Annotated in this window: 12 protein-coding genes; 2 read left to right on the plus strand and 10 right to left on the minus strand. The window is 67.8% G+C overall.

Features of this window, described 5'->3' with window-relative positions; translation table 11 throughout:
• Positions 1-18: 18 nt before the first annotated feature.
• From pgl to tkt, 5 genes are read right to left on the minus strand one after another with little or no spacing between them, the layout of a single operon-like run.
• Positions 19-756, minus strand: a complete 738-nt coding sequence (gene pgl / locus A5663_RS02870; protein WP_068143683.1) for a 6-phosphogluconolactonase — start codon at positions 754-756, stop codon at positions 19-21.
• Positions 753-1,664: a glucose-6-phosphate dehydrogenase assembly protein OpcA gene (gene opcA / locus A5663_RS02875; protein ID WP_068143758.1), complete on the minus strand. Its 912-nt coding sequence runs from the start codon at positions 1,662-1,664 to the stop codon at positions 753-755. Before opcA ends, pgl begins: the two co-directional genes overlap by 4 nt.
• The gene (gene zwf / locus A5663_RS02880) at positions 1,661-3,187 is read right to left on the minus strand and encodes a glucose-6-phosphate dehydrogenase (RefSeq protein ID WP_068143686.1); all 1,527 of its coding nucleotides are present in this window, start codon (positions 3,185-3,187) and stop codon (positions 1,661-1,663) included. Before zwf ends, opcA begins: the two co-directional genes overlap by 4 nt.
• A complete protein-coding gene (tal, locus tag A5663_RS02885; protein ID WP_068143687.1) occupies positions 3,184-4,302 on the minus strand; it encodes a transaldolase in 1,119 nt (372 codons plus the stop codon). The genes zwf and tal overlap by 4 nt, the downstream gene beginning before the upstream one ends.
• A gap of 18 nt (positions 4,303-4,320) precedes the next feature.
• Entirely contained in the window at positions 4,321-6,414 is a 2,094-nt protein-coding gene (gene tkt, locus A5663_RS02890; protein ID WP_068143688.1) for a transketolase, read from the minus strand.
• 197 nt (positions 6,415-6,611) lie between these two features.
• Between tkt and A5663_RS02895 the strand changes: the two genes are divergently transcribed.
• Entirely contained in the window at positions 6,612-7,538 is a 927-nt protein-coding gene (locus A5663_RS02895; RefSeq protein ID WP_068143692.1) for a heme o synthase, read from the plus strand.
• Positions 7,539-7,544: 6 nt separating this feature from the next.
• Here the strand turns inward: A5663_RS02895 and A5663_RS02900 are convergent, their stop codons facing one another.
• Positions 7,545-8,516, minus strand: coding sequence for a quinone oxidoreductase (locus A5663_RS02900; RefSeq protein ID WP_068143694.1), 972 nt, complete (start codon positions 8,514-8,516; stop codon positions 7,545-7,547).
• Between the two features lie 29 nt (positions 8,517-8,545).
• Here A5663_RS02900 and A5663_RS02905 point away from each other — a divergent pair, with 29 nt between their 5' ends.
• Positions 8,546-9,247 (plus strand): hypothetical protein, encoded by a 702-nt coding sequence (locus A5663_RS02905; RefSeq protein WP_068143696.1) that lies wholly within the window; start codon positions 8,546-8,548, stop codon positions 9,245-9,247.
• Here A5663_RS02905 and A5663_RS02910 read toward each other — a convergent pair.
• Genes A5663_RS02910 through mptB form a run of 4 tightly spaced genes read right to left on the minus strand, consistent with a single transcriptional unit; the run spans position 9,197 to position 13,543 of the window.
• A complete protein-coding gene (locus A5663_RS02910; protein ID WP_197503272.1) occupies positions 9,197-10,126 on the minus strand; it encodes a heme A synthase in 930 nt (309 codons plus the stop codon). The genes A5663_RS02905 and A5663_RS02910 overlap by 51 nt on opposite strands.
• A 17-nt stretch (positions 10,127-10,143) precedes the next feature.
• Positions 10,144-10,920, minus strand: coding sequence for an ABC transporter permease (locus A5663_RS02915; protein ID WP_068143698.1), 777 nt, complete (start codon positions 10,918-10,920; stop codon positions 10,144-10,146).
• Positions 10,917-11,825 carry an ABC transporter ATP-binding protein gene (locus A5663_RS02920; RefSeq protein WP_068143700.1) on the minus strand — a complete coding sequence of 303 codons (909 nt, stop codon included), beginning with the start codon at positions 11,823-11,825 and terminating at the stop codon, positions 10,917-10,919. Before A5663_RS02920 ends, A5663_RS02915 begins: the two co-directional genes overlap by 4 nt.
• Positions 11,826-11,857: 32 nt before the next feature.
• Positions 11,858-13,543, minus strand: a complete 1,686-nt coding sequence (gene mptB / locus A5663_RS02925) for a polyprenol phosphomannose-dependent alpha 1,6 mannosyltransferase MptB (protein WP_068143763.1) — start codon at positions 13,541-13,543, stop codon at positions 11,858-11,860.
• Between the last annotated feature and the right edge of the window lie 9 nt (positions 13,544-13,552).

The following is a 13,552-nucleotide window of genomic DNA, read 5'->3' on the forward strand; positions in this document are numbered from 1 at the left end:
GCTCCGACCGACAGGTGTTCAGAGCTTGCTTGCGGCGGCCTCGTCGAGCAGCCAGACGGTCGCCTCGCGGCCCTTGGCGCCCGCCGCAGGCCAATCGTCGGCGTCCGCGCCGCCGACCGCGGCGGCCACAGCATCGGCCTTTCCCTCTCCGGAGACGACCAGCCACACTTCTTGCGACCGTCGAACCGCGGGCAACGTCAGCGTGATTCGGCGCGGCGGCGGCTTGGGGGAGTCCTCGACTCCGACGACCAGCCGCTCCGTCTCCCGTACCGCGGGGGTGTGAGGGAAAAGCGAATTGATATGCCCTTCAGGCCCCATCCCGAGTAGGTGCACGTCGAAGTCCGGCGAGGGCTCGCCGTCGTCGGCGTTGGTGGCGAGCACCCGCTCATAGTCTGCCGCCGCGGCGTCCAGGTCGTCGCCGAACTGCGCGCCGCTGGCCGCCATCGGGTGGACGTTGCCGGCCGGAATGTCCACGTGGTCCAGCAGCGCCTCACGGGCCTGCTTGTCGTTGCGCTCGTCGTCGTCAGCCGGGACGAAGCGCTCATCACCCCAGTAGATGTGAACCTTCGACCAGTCGATGCCGTCGCTGTGCTCGGCGACCCGCTTGAGAAGTCCGATCCCGGTGCTGCCGCCCGTCAGCGCGATGTGGGCCGCGTCCCGGTTTTCGACGGCGGCGCGGATCGCGGCGACAAGTCGATCACCTGCGGCCGCCACCAACGCGGCAGTGTCCGGATACCGTTCGATGATCGGGCTCACGCGTATTGCACCCTTTCGATTCCCTGCAGGGCTTCGTGATAGATCTCGTCAGCGTCGAGCCTGCGCAAATCCTCGGCGAGACACTCCTTGGTTTCCCTGCGCGCCAACGGTATTCGTGCTTCAGGGCGGCTGGTGCGGCTCAACGTCGCGGTGATGCCGGTCTGGGGCCGCCGCAGGACGATCGTTTCACCGCCGCGCACCAATTCCACTTTCAGCTCACCGACCTCACGGTGCACCGGGCCGTCGATCCGTGCGGCCAGCCAGCCCGCGAGGACGTCCAGAGACGGTTCGTCGCGCAGGCCCGACACCAACGCAGAGCTGATTGGCTCGTGCGGCGGCTGATCGACCGCCGCCGTCAGCAGAGCCCGCCAATAGGTGATGCGCGCCCAGGCCAGGTCGGTGTCGCCGGCGCTGTAGCCCTTTAGGCGTCCCTTGATGGCCGCCAGCGGATCCGAACACTGCGTCGCATTGGTGATCCGTCGAAGCGCCAACCGGCCCAGCGGATCTTGCGCGGGAACCGCCGGCCCGCCGGCGGGCCACCAGGCGACCACCGGGGTGTCCGGAAGGAGGAACGGCAGCACCACGCTGTTCGCGTGGTCGGCGAGCTCGCCGTGCAGTCGCAGCGCGACGATTTCACCCGCGCCGGCATCCGCGCCGACCCGCAACTGCGCATCGAGCCGCGACTCGGCGGCGCTGCGGTCGTCGGGCACGACGACGATGACCCGGCAGGGGTGCTCACGGCTCGCGAAGTTGGCCGCCTCGATCGAATCTTCCAGCAGCTCCGCCGATTCCAGCGAGATCACCAGGGTCAGCACCCGGCTCAACGTGATCGCGCCGCCCTCTTCCCGCAGGCCGGTGATCTTCTTGTTGATGTCGTTGGTGGTGGTGTCCGGCAGATCGACAATCATGGCCGCCTCCATTCCCGTCCCAGGCGGTGCATCATCTCGTCGGCCGAGGCCGGACCCCACGTCCCCGACTCATATGCCTCCGGCTTCCCGTGCGACGCCCAGTAGTCGAGCACCGGATCCAGGATCTCCCAGGACAATTCGACCTCTTTGTTCACCGGGAACAGCGACGGTTCACCGAGCAGCATGTCGAGGATGAGCCGTTCGTAGGCCTCGGGGGAGTCCTCGGCGAACGCCGAACCGTAGGAGAAGTCCATGTTGACATCACGAACCTCCATCGCGGTGCCGGGCACCTTGGACCCGAACCGGGTGGTGATGCCTTCGTCCGGCTGCACCCTGATCACCAGAGCGTTCTGCCCCAACTCCTCGGTCATGGTCTTGTCGAACGGCAGATGCGGGGCGCGCTTGAAGATCAGCGCGATCTCGGTGACCCTGCGGCCCAGGCGTTTTCCGGTGCGCAGGAAGAACGGCACACCGGCCCAGCGCCGGGTGTTGATCTCGAGCGTGATCGCGGCGTAGGTCTCCGTCGTGGAGTCCTTCGAGAACCCCTCCTCCTCGAGCAGCCCGACGACCTTCTGACTGCCCTGCCAGCCTGCTGCGTACTGGCCGCGCGCGGTGGTCTGGTCGAGCGGCTCCATGAGCCGGGTGGCGGACAGCACCTTGATCTTCTCGGCCTGCAGTTCGTGCGGCCCGAAGTTGACCGGATCCTCCATCGCGGTCAGGGCCAGCAACTGCAGCAGATGGTTCTGGATGACGTCGCGGGCCGCACCCACACCGTCGTAATAGCCTGCGCGACCGCCCAGTCCGATGTCTTCGGCCATGGTGATCTGCACGCTGTCGACGTAGTGGTTGTTCCAGATCGGCTCGTAGAGTTCGTTGGCGAACCGCAGCGCGAGGATGTTCTGGACGGTCTCCTTGCCGAGGTAGTGGTCGATGCGGAACACCGACTCCTCGGGGAAGACGCTGTTGACGACGGCGTTGAGGTCGCGAGCGCTCTGCAGATCGTGGCCGAAGGGCTTCTCGATGACCACCCGGCTCCAGCGGCCTTCCTGCGCCCGGGCCAGCCCGGACTTCTGCAGCTGCTCACAGACTTGCTGAAATGCCTTGGGCGGAATGGACAGATAGAACGCATGGTTGCCGCCGGTCGCGCGTTCGGCGTCGAGCTTTTCCAGCGTCTCGGCGAGACGTTCGAACGCCGCATCGTCGTCGAATGTGCCCTGCACGAACCGGAATCCCTCGGCGAGGCGGTCCCACACCTCCTGGCGGAACTGCGTGCGAGCGTGCTGCTGGACCGCTTCGTACACGACCTGACCGAAATCTTCGTCGGCCCAGTCTCTTCGGGCGAATCCGACGAGGGAGAAGGAGGCCGGCAACAGACCCCGGTTGGCGAGGTCATAGATCGCGGGCATCAGCTTCTTGCGCGCCAGGTCACCGGTGACGCCGAAGATGACCATCCCGCACGGCCCCGCGATACGGGGCATCCGCTTGTCGCGCTTGTCGCGCAGCGGATTGACCCAGTCCGTCATTTCGCAGCGGCGTCGAGCTGGCCCTGGGTGGCCTCGAGCAACTCGAGCCACGACTTCTCGAACTTCTCCACACCCTCGTCCTCGAGCAGCCGGAACACGTCGGGCAGGTCGATCCCGACGGACGACAGCTTGTCGAACAATGCCTGCGATTCGTCGCCCGTGCCGGTCACGGTGTCGCCGGTGATGACTCCGTGCTCGGCGACCGCGTCAATCGTCTTCTCCGGCATGGTGTTCACCGTGTTCGGCGCAACCAGCTCGGTGACGTACAAGGTGTCCGAGTAGTCCGGGTTCTTCACGCCGGTCGACGCCCACAGCGGGCGCTGGACGCGGGCGCCGTCAGCTATGAGCGCCCCGTACCGCTGGCCGCCGACGAACACCTCTTCATAGGCGGCGTACGCGAGCCGGGCATTGGCGACGCCGGCCTTGCCGCGCAGCTTCAAAGCTTCCTCCGACCCGATCTTTTCCAGCCGCTTGTCGATCTCGGTGTCCACCCGGGAGACGAAGAACGAAGCGACCGAATGGATCTGGGACAGGTCGTGGCCGGCCTCCTTGGCCTTCTCCAAGCCCGCCAGATACGCGTCCATCACCAGCCGGTGCCGCTCGACCGAGAAGATGAGCGTGACGTTGACCGAAATGCCCTCGGCGATGACGGCCGTGATCGCGGGCAGGCCCGCCATCGTCGCCGGAATCTTGATCAGCAGGTTGGGCCGGTCGACGATCTTCCACAGCTCGATCGCCTGCAGGATGGTCTTGTCGGTGTCGTGCGCGAGGCGTGGGTCGACTTCGATCGATACCCGCCCGTCGACGCCGTCGGACAGCTCGTACTGCTTGGCCAGCACGTCGCAGGCATTACGGACGTCGTCCGTCGTGACCGTGCGGATCGTCGCGTCGACGTCCGCACCGCGCTCGGCCAGTTCGCGCACCTGGTCGTCGTAGGCGTGCCCCTTCGACAGCGCGGCCTGGAAGATCGACGGGTTCGTCGTCACCCCGACCACGCTCTTGGTGTCGATGAGCTCCTGCAGATTGCCCGTCTGCAGCCGGTCGCGCGACAGGTCGTCGAGCCACACCGAAACGCCCGCCTCGGACAGCGCCGCGAGATTCGGATTCTGAGCCATTGCTGTGCCTTTCGATCGCTAGTTGTCTATCGATCGCTCCGCGGCGGCCACCACTGCCTCCGGGGTGAACCCGAACTCGCGGAACAACGTCTTGTCGTCGGCGGACTCGCCGTAGTGCTCGATCGAGATGATCTCCCCGGTGTCGCCGACGAGCTTGTACCAGCTCTGAGCGACGGCCGCCTCGACCGCGACGCGCGCCGAAACCGTCGGGGGCAGTACCGAATCCCGGTACTCCCGCGGTTGCGACTCGAACCACTCGACACAGGGCATCGAGACCACGTATGCGGCGATGTCCTTCTCCGCCAACAGCTTTCGGGCCTCGACCGCGAGCTGTAGCTCCGAGCCGGTCGCGATGATGATCACGTCGGCGTCATCGGCGGGCTTACCGCCGCCGAGCACATAGCCGCCGCGAGCCACCCCGTCGGCGTCCGTGCCCTCCAGCACCGGCACGCCTTGGCGCGTCAGGATGAAACCGACCGGCCCACTGCCGTTGCCGCGGGCCAGGATGCTGCGCCAGGCGTACGCGGTCTCGTTGGGGTCGCCCGGCCGCACCACCGACAGGTTCGGGATGGCCCGCAGTGCCGCGAGGTGCTCGATCGGCTGGTGGGTCGGCCCGTCCTCGCCCAGCCCGATCGAGTCGTGGGTCCAGATGTAGATCGTGTCGATGTCCATCAGCGACGCCAGTCGCACCGCCGGCCGCATGTAGTCGGAGAACTGCAGGAACGTGCCGCCGAATGCCCGAGTGGGCCCGTGCAGCACGATGCCGGACAGGATCGACCCCATCGCGTGCTCGCGAACACCGAAGTGCAGCACCCGGCCGTACCAGTCGGCGGTGAAGTCGTCTGTTGAAATCGACGGCGGTCCAAAGGATTTGACGCCCTTGATGGTGGTGTTGTTGCTGCCCGCCAGGTCGGCCGAACCGCCCCACAGCTCCGGCAGTTTCGGAGCGACGTCATTGAGCACCTGGCCGAACGCGGCACGGGTCGCCAGTGGTTTGGAACCCGGCTCCCAATAGGTGATGTCGCTGTCCCAGCCGTCGGGCAGTTCCTCTGCGGTCAGCCGGTCCAGCAGCTCCTTGCGTTCCGGCTCACGCTCGGCCCAGGCGTCGAATGTGCTCTGCCACTTGGCATGTGCTTCCTGACCGCGGTCGACCAGCTTGCGTGTGTGCTCGATGACCTCGGGGCGCACCTCGAACGTCTTGTCCGGATCGAAGCCGAGGATCTTCTTGGTGGCGGCCACCTCGTCGTCGCCGAGCGCTGAGCCGTGCACGCCGCCGGTGTTCATCTTGTTGGGCGCCGGATAGCCGATGATCGTGCGAAGCGCGATGAACGACGGTTTGTCGGTGACCTTGCGAGCGGCTTCGATCGCCTCTTCGATTCCGACGACGTTCTCCCCGCCCTCGACCTCCTGCACGTGCCAGCCGTAGGCGCGGTAGCGGGCAGCGACGTCCTCGGACAGCGCGATGTTGGTGTCGTGCTCGATCGAGATCTGGTTCTTGTCGTAGAAGACGATCAGGTTGCCGAGCTGCTGGGTACCCGCCAGGGACGACGCCTCGCTGGTGACGCCTTCCTCGATGTCGCCGTCGGAGGCGATCACGTAGATGTAGTGGTCGAACGGGCTCTCGCCGGCGGGGGTGTCGGGGTCGAACAGGCCGCGCTCGTAGCGCGAGGCCATCGCCATGCCCACCGCGGAGGCCAGCCCCTGGCCGAGCGGGCCGGTGGTGATTTCCACGCCCTTGGTGTGCCGGAACTCCGGATGGCCGGGCGTCTTGGACTTCCATGTGCGCAGGGACTCGATGTCGGAGAGCTCGAGACCGAAGCCGCCGAGGTAGAGCTGGATGTAGAGCGTCAAACTCGAGTGCCCGCAGGAGAGGATGAAGCGGTCGCGGCCCAGCCAGTGCACGTCGCTGGGGTCGTGGCGCATCTGGCGCTGGAACAGCGTGTAGGCCAGCGGCGCCAGGCTCATCGCGGTGCCGGGGTGGCCGTTGCCCACCTTCTGTACCGCATCCGCCGCCAGTACCCGGACGGTGTCGACTGCCAGCGTGTCCACGTCGGTCCAGTCCTCGGGGTGGTTCGGGCGGGTCAGCGCGGAGATTTCTTCGAGCGTGGTCACAGGCGCACTCCTGGTCGGCGTTGAGCTTTTCTCAACTGCTCGTTTACCCACCCTAGTGCCGGATGCTCACGCGATGCAGGCTGCTGGGGGAGGATGCCGGGGAGGATTAGGCGGCCGTTGGCGCGCGGTCTACCATCGTCTGTAGTAGAAGCCCCGCGCTGCGGCCCGTTTTCGACCTTTCGACAGGAGTTATCTGCGTGAGCGTTCGCGAAGGCCACCTCGTCGGCGGGGCGACCAACCGAATCCGCGACAGACTTCTTGGCTACGTGTCGCTGACCAAGCCGCGGGTCATCGAGCTGCTTCTCGTCACCACCATCCCGGCGATGCTGTTGGCCCATCGCGGCAGCGTCGACCCGCTGCTGATACTGAACACGCTGTTCGGCGGGCTGCTGGCGGCGGCGGGCGCTAACGCGTTGAACTGCGTGGCCGACGCGGACATCGACAAGGTCATGAAGCGCACCGAGCGCCGGCCGTTGGCTCGCGCCACCGTGCCACGCAGCCATGCGTTGGTCTTCGGCCTGGCCCTGTCCGTCGGTTCGTTCTTCTGGCTGTGGTGGACGACCAACATGCTGTCGGCCCATCTCGCGGGCGCGACGATCGCGTTCTACGTGCTGGTCTACACGCTGTTGCTCAAGCGCCGCACCTCCCAGAACGTGGTGTGGGGCGGCGCCGCGGGCTGCATGCCGGTGATGATCGGCTGGTCCGCGGTCACGGGAACGATCGCCTGGCCCGCGCTGGTCATGTTCGCGATCATCTTCTTCTGGACGCCGCCGCATACCTGGGCGCTGGCCATGAAGTACAAGGACGACTACCGCGCGGCGGGCGTGCCGATGCTGCCGGTGGTGGCCACCGAGCGTCAGGTCACCAGACAGATCGTGATCTACACGTGGCTGACGGTCGCCGCGACGCTGGCGCTCGTGCCCGCGACGGGCTGGCTGTACGCGGCGGTCGCGGTGCTGGCCGGCACGTGGTTCGTGGTGATGGCCCACCAGCTCTACAACGGCGTGCGTCGCGGCGAGCCGGTGAAGCCGCTTCGGCTGTTCCTGCAGTCGAACAACTACCTTGCAGTTGTCTTTCTGGCCCTGGCGATCGACTCGGTGCTCGGGCTGCCGACGCTGTTCTGACGTCGGTCAGGGAATCAGCACCACCGATCCGGTGGTCATGCGGCCCTGCAGGTCGCGATGGGCCTGTTCGGCGTCTTCGAGCCGATAGCGCTCACTGACCGTGATCGTGAGCGTGCCGGAAGCGATCGCGTTGAGGACTTCGCCCGCGCGCCAGGAGAATTCGTCGGCCGTTCGGGTGTAGTGCACGAGCGTCGGGCGGGTCAGGAACAGTGAGCCGGCGGCATTGAGCCGCTGCGGGTCCAACGGGGGCACGGGCCCGCTGGCCGCGCCGAACAGCGCGAGCGTCCCCCGCACCCGCAGGCTCGCGAGGCTGGCGTCGAACGTGGCGGCACCGACGCCGTCGTACACCGCGGCGACGCCGCCGTCGGTCATGTCCTTGATCCTCGCGCCGAACTCGGCCGGGTCGTCCGGATACTCCAGCACCTCGACGGCGCCCGCCTGACGTGACAGCTCGGCCTTCTCCGCCGTCGACACCGTGGTGATGACACGGACCGCCATGCTGGTCGCCCATTGGGTCAGGATCAGGCCCACGCCGCCGGCGCCGGCGTGCACCAGCACGGCGTCGCCCTGCTGCACCGGGTACAGCGACTTGATCAGGTAATGCGCGGTCATGCCCTTGAGCAACGAGGCCGCGGCCGCTTCCGGGCTGACGGCGTCCGGCACATAGGCGACGAAATCGGCCGGGGCGAGGCTGTATTCGGCGTAGGCACCGTAGGCCTGCGCGGTGACGACGCGGTCGCCGACCTTGAGTGCGGCGACGTCGTCACCAACCGCCTCGACGGTGCCGCACACCTCGTTGCCGACAATGAACGGGGTCTCGCGCGGATACTGCCCGGACCGGAAGTAGGTGTCGAGGAAGTTCACGCCGATCGCCTCGGCCTTGATCAGCACCTCACAGGGGCCGGGCGTCGGGTGCGGCTTCTCGACGTAGGTCAGGACTTCAGGTCCGCCGGTCCGGGCGACTTCGATCGCGTACATGTTCACATCCTGCCAATATCCTTGCGGTTGTGAAGCTCGCGAGGCCCAACGTGTTCCATCCGCGCATCGTGCTGGCGGGTTGCCCGGCGTTGCCGAAGGGTGACGGCGACGACGCGGGCTTGGTCGCGGCACTGGGCCGCCACGGGTTGCACGCCCGCTGGCTGTCCTGGGACGACCCGGCGACACTCGACGCCGACCTGGTGATCCTGCGGGCGACATCGGACTACGCCGACCGGCTCGACGAGTTCCTGCAGTGGGCGCGGCGGGTCCGCAACCTGCTCAACGGGCCGAACGTCGTGGCGTGGAACACCGACAAGCGCTGCCTCGCCGACCTCGCCGACCGCGGTGTCCCGACCGTGTCGAGGAGATCCGGGGCCGACCAGACCGCGCTGGTGTTCTTCGGCGGCCAGCAGTCTCACGCGTTCACCACGGCACCGATCCTCGCGCCCGCCGAGCCCGACTTCGAACTCTGGGACGTCGGCCACGCCGCTTTGGCTGCCGCCGCGGCGCATCTCGACATGGCGCCAGAGGAATTGCTGTACGCGCGTGTCGACGTCGTCGGCGACCGCTCCGACCCGCGGGTACTCGAGCTGCAATTGGTGGAGCCGTCGCTGGGCTGGGCCCAACTGGACGCGGACACCCGTGATCGCCAGCAGCGAGCGTTCGTCGTCGAGGTGGAGTCAGCTCTGGAGCGGCTCGGGCTCGGCCCGCTCCCGCATCGACGCCCATAGCGCCGAGGTGGCCGCCGTGCAGGCTGCCGCACCGGCCACGTGGACCGCGACGAGAGCGGCCGGCACACCGGTGTAGAACTGCACGACCCCGACGAGCCCCTGCGCCACCACCAACGCCAACAGCACACCCACCCGTAGCATCACCGGCCGGGCCGCGCGGACCGCCAGCAGACCGAAGCTCAAGCCGATGACCAGCGACAGGTAGGCCACCAGCAGCGACGAGTGCATGTGCACCAGCGTCGTGATCGGCACCTCGAGCCGCGGGATCGTGCGATCGAGACTCTTGTCGCCGGCGTGCGGACCAGCGCCGGTCACCGACGTGCCGGTGATCAATACGGCAGCCAGCGTCACCCCGCTGAGAAGAGTCAACTGGCGCAACGGCTTTGGGGCTCGACGAGTGAGCACACCATCGTCGGGCTCGCCGATCTTTACGAACAACAGCACCGCCAGCCAGACCATCGTCATCGACGCCAGCAGGTGGATGGCCACCGTCCACCACAACAGGCCCGTCAGCACCGTGATCCCGCCGATCACCGCCTGCACGACCGTCGACGCGGGCATCAGCCACGCATAGACCAGCACCTCCCGGCGGCGACGCGCACGCGTGACCGCCAGCACGGCGGCCGCGGCGGTGAGCACCACGAGGAAGGTGATCATCCGATTGCCGAATTCGACAGCTTGGTGGATTCCCGCGACCTCCGGGTGGGGGACCGGTGTGAAGCTGCCCGGAAAGCACTGCGGCCACGTCGGGCAGCCCAGCCCGGACGCGGTGACGCGGACGATCGCGCCGGTCACCGCGATACCGCCCTGGGTCAGGATGACGAGCAGGGCGATGACGCGCTGCGCCCGCAGGCTCGGCAGCGGCAGCAGGTCGACCAGCCGCAGGAAGACGCGGCTCACGTGAACCGGAACCAGCGCAGGGCGCACAACGCGGCGACGGCGCCCCACACCGCGAGCACCGCCACGCCGAACCAGTCCACCGACATCGTCATCGCCTGAGACAGCGCCTCGGTGAGCGCGCCCGACGGAGTCAACCGCGCCACCCACTGCGCGCCGGTCGGCACCATGCCGCCCTCCAGTGTCAGCGCTCCGAGCCCGGCGAAGACGAACCACAGCAGGTTCGCCAGGGCCAGCACGATCTCGGCACGAAGCGTCCCGCCGAGCAGCAGGCCCAGCGCGGCGAAACCGGCGGTGCCCAATGCGATGATCGCGGCGCCGAGTGCCAGACCGGCCAGCTGCGGGCGCCAGCCCAGCGCAAAACCAATGGAGCCCAACACAATTGACTGCAAAAATACGACGGCGACCACGGCCAGCGACTTGCCCGCGATGATGCCCCACACCGGAAGCGCCGTCGCGCCCAAACGCTTCAGTGCGCCGTAGCGTCGGTCGAACGCGACGGCGATCGCTTGCCCGGTGAACGCCGTCGAGATCACCGCGAGCGCCATGATCGCCGGCACGAAGGTCGCCGCGCGATTCGGGCCGAACGAGCCGAGCGGCAACAGCGTCAACCCGATGAGCAGCGTGATCGGAATGAACATCGTCAGCAACAGCTGTTCGCCGTTGCGCAGCAACAACCGGAGCTCCAGGCCGAACTGCGCGGCGAGCATCCGCTGCACGGTGGCCGGTCGCGGGTCGGGCGAAAACGTGCCCGGCGCAAAACGATTCGTCGTCATGGCCGCAACTCCCGCCCGGTCAACTCCAAGAACACGTCCTCGAGACTGCGCTGTTCGACCCGCATGTCGGTGGCCAGTACGTCGAGCCGCGCGCACCACGCCGTCACCGTGGCGAGCACCTGCGGGTTGATCGCGCCCTCCACCAGGTATTCGCCCGGCGCCGTCTCGAGCGCCCGGTAGCTCTCGGGCAACGCCGAGACGAGCAACGACAGATCCAGCTTGCGCGGGGCGCGGAATCGTAACTGGTTCTCGGCGCCGCTGCGCATCAGCTCCTCGGGCGTGCCGGTGGCCACGGGCACACCGTGATCGATGATCATGATCCGGTCGGCGAGTTCCTCCGCCTCGGTCAGTTGATGAGTCGTCAGCACCACTGTGACGCCGTCGCGGCGGAGGCCATCGATCAACTCCCACACCACGATCCGGGCATGCGCGTCCATGCCGGCGGTCGGTTCGTCGAGGAAGACGAGCTCGGGTCGGCCGACCACAGCGCAGGCAAGCGCCAGCCGCTGCTGCTGGCCGCCGGACAACCGCCGATAGGTGGTTCGCGCCGATTCGGTCAGCCCGAGGGTGTCCATCAGCCACGCGGGGTCCAGCGGATTCGCCGCGTAGGACGCGACGAGGTCGAGCATTTCACCGGCGCGAGCGGCCGGATAGCCACCACCGCCCTGCAACATCACCCCGATGCGCGAACGCAGCCGGGCGTTGTCGGCGGACGGGTCGAGGCCCAGTATTTCGATGGTGCCGGAGTCTGGCTTGATGAACCCCTCGCACATCTCCACCGTCGTGGTCTTGCCTGCGCCGTTCGGACCCAACAGCGCGAACACCTCGGCGGTCTGCACCTGCAGGTCGAGTCCTGACACCGCGGTGGTCGATCCGTAGCGCTTGGTGACCCCGCTCAAGCGCACAGGGGCAGCAGCGTTCCCCGGGCCTAGGTGCGTCACGGGGATTCAGCGTAGGCGTCCGGCCTGACGGGCTGCGGCGGCGGTGGCGACTCTTCGTCGGCAGGCCGGGTTGCCGCGCTGCGCCACGGCAGCCGCTTGTAGGTGAGCAGGATCAGCGCAATCACGATCACGGTGCTCGCCGCGGTCGCGAGCAGGATCTGGAAGACGGTGAACCGGTCGCCGTTGGCGGTGGGACCGAAGATGCCGACGGCGAGTGTCACCACGATCGTCGTGCTGCGGAACGCCGGGCGGGTGGCCCAGGCCGCCAGCGGCAGCACGGCCCACAGCACGTACCAGGGCTGGACCACGGGGAACAGCAGCACGGTCATGCCGAGCGCGACACCCAGCCCGCCCACCGGATGCAGCCGCCCGCGAAGCACCGCCAGCAGCAGCCAGGTGACCAGCACCGCGATGATCAACACGCCGATCGCACGGGTCAGGCCCAGCACGGCGGTGGTGTGGTCGCCGAGCCCCAGCAGGATCCCGACTTGTCCGGTGCCCAGGGCCAGCAGCGTGGGCAGTGACATCCACGAGCGCACCACGTTGGCGGTGCCCAGGGTGAACAGCCAGCCGAAACCCAAGCCGCTGGCCCACCCGATGAGCGCCATCACCACGACCGACACGGCCGTCAACGATCCGCCGGCCAGAAAGAACGCCTTGACGGTGCCGCCCCAGCGGCAGGCCAACGCCATCGCCACGAAACCCAGCGCCAGTAGCGACGGCAGCTTCACCTGTGAGGACATGGTGATCAGCACAACGCCCACGAGCAGCATGGCCAGCGGCCACCACCGTTCCCACTCGTCGCTGTTCTGCGGCCAGGTGAGAGGTCGCGGAAGAAGTGGTGTGGCCGCGTCGACGCCGCGCAGGGCGAACTCGGTGCCGGCGAGCATCAGCCCGAGCATCAATGCCTCGTTGTGGATACCGGCGACCAGATGCATGATCAGCAGCGGGTTGGCGGCGCCGAGCCACAGCGCGCTCACCTCGGCGACGCCGCACCGCCGGGCCAGTCGGGGGGTCGCCCACACGATCAGACCCACGCCGACGAGCACGACCAAGCGGTGGCACAGCACCGCCGCCACGATGTTCTCGCCCGTCAACGCGGAGATACCCTGGCCGATCCAGAGGAACAGCGGGCCGTACGGAGCTGGGGTCTCGCGCCACATGTTCGGTACGGACAACGTGAACACGTGGTCCAGGCCGAGGCCGGTGGCCGGGCCCACCCGGTACGGGTCGAGTCCCTTGATGCCGATCTCGCTCTGTGCCAGATAGGAGTACACGTCGCGGCTGTACATCGGCGGGGCGAGCAGCAGCGGCAGCACCCACAGCCACAGCAGGCGGTCCAACTGGCTTCGCGACATGCGCCGGTCGCCGAGCGTGAACCGGCCGAGCATCAGCCAGGCGAGCGCCATCATCACCGCGCCGGTGGTCGTCATGGTCAGCGACACCGTCTGGATCCGCGACGGCAGGTTGAGCAACCGCACCCCGAACGTCGGGTCCTGCACCACCGGCCGGGCCCCGACACCGAGCGCGCCGATCGCCATCAGGACTGTGCCGGCCGCGCCGAACAGCCGGGTGCGGCGCAGCGCGATGACCTCGGCGTCGTTGAGCGGTGAGCCCACCGGACGTTCGTCGGCATGCCAACGGGCGATCGACGAGCTGAACGACGGGAGGCGGGCTGCCACCTCAGCAGC

This window comes from Mycobacterium sp. E740 (assembly GCF_001672895.1).
Lineage (GTDB): Bacteria > Actinomycetota > Actinomycetes > Mycobacteriales > Mycobacteriaceae > Mycobacterium.

What these genes read in the sequence shown, in the direction of transcription:
- zwf (WP_068143686.1), bottom strand. Translation starts at nt 3,187, where the DNA reads ATGACGGACTGGGTCAATCCGCTGCGCGACAAGCGCGACAAGCGGATG.
- A5663_RS02915 (WP_068143698.1), bottom strand. Translation starts at nt 10,920, where the DNA reads ATGACGACGAATCGTTTTGCGCCGGGCACGTTTTCGCCCGACCCGCGA.
- opcA (WP_068143758.1), bottom strand. Translation starts at nt 1,664, where the DNA reads ATGATTGTCGATCTGCCGGACACCACCACCAACGACATCAACAAGAAG.
- A5663_RS02900 (WP_068143694.1), bottom strand. Translation starts at nt 8,516, where the DNA reads ATGTACGCGATCGAAGTCGCCCGGACCGGCGGACCTGAAGTCCTGACC.
- tal (WP_068143687.1), bottom strand. Translation starts at nt 4,302, where the DNA reads ATGGCTCAGAATCCGAATCTCGCGGCGCTGTCCGAGGCGGGCGTTTCG.